Consider the following 688-nt stretch of genomic DNA (forward strand, 5'->3'; position numbering starts at 1 on the left):
AGAATATCGCTGCCTTGCGCTTCTGATTCTGCTTACTTGCGCTTGATGTCCCCGGCCGGCCGCTCCTGCGTACCTGCCAGCGGCTGGCCTGGAAAGCCCCCCGGATAGCTGATGACGCGCATGCCTCCCCCTGCCTTGCGGGGCGTCCATGCATGCCCGGCGCGAACTCTCGCGCCGCCTGTGATTGCCACCATGGCTTCCTTGTCGAGATCCACGCTGTCTGGCAAATCCTTGATGACGATGACGGCCATGACTTCCTCCTGCTTGATGGCGAGGGCCGGGTTGTCCAGCGCTCGCCGGGTGGGTGCGGGTGATGCGGCAAGCCCATCCAGATCAGTATAGGCCACGGGTTTTACCTCCGAGGCACTGCCTTTGCATGCGCAACGGCCGTGGAAACCGCAGGGGTTTCCACGGAGCCTGGCGCATTTCGTTCAAACCTTGGCGTGGGTGGCGGCCCATTGCGACGGGTTGACGTCGATGCTCAGCGGGCCGAAGCCGGAGCCGATCACGCCGACGTTGTTGAGCGTGTTCACGTTGATGCTTTGCAGCTGGGCGATGTTCTGGTTGACGTTGACATTGACGTTGGCCACAGGGCCCAGTCCTTGCAGCCAGGAATTTCCGCCGCGCACCGCGGTCATGGACTTGCTGTCGAGTTCTTGGGTCAGGGCGAGGTCGCGCACGATGATGG

Annotated in this window: 2 protein-coding genes; both read right to left on the reverse strand. The window is 62.8% G+C overall.

All coding sequences use genetic code 11. The annotated features are described in order from the left end of the window. Nucleotides 1–32 precede the first annotated feature (32 nt). Entirely contained in the window at nucleotides 33–347 is a 315-nt protein-coding gene (locus tag CF70_RS18935; protein ID WP_081862236.1) for a hypothetical protein, read from the reverse strand. An 84-nt stretch (nucleotides 348–431) separates the two neighbouring features. Beyond that, on the reverse strand, nucleotides 432–686 hold the full coding sequence (locus CF70_RS18940; RefSeq protein ID WP_035867894.1) for a hypothetical protein: 255 nt from the start codon (nucleotides 684–686) through the stop codon (nucleotides 432–434). Nucleotides 687–688: the final 2 nt, after the last annotated feature.

It is taken from the genome of Cupriavidus sp. SK-3 (genome assembly GCF_000611145.1).
GTDB lineage: Bacteria > Pseudomonadota > Gammaproteobacteria > Burkholderiales > Burkholderiaceae > Cupriavidus.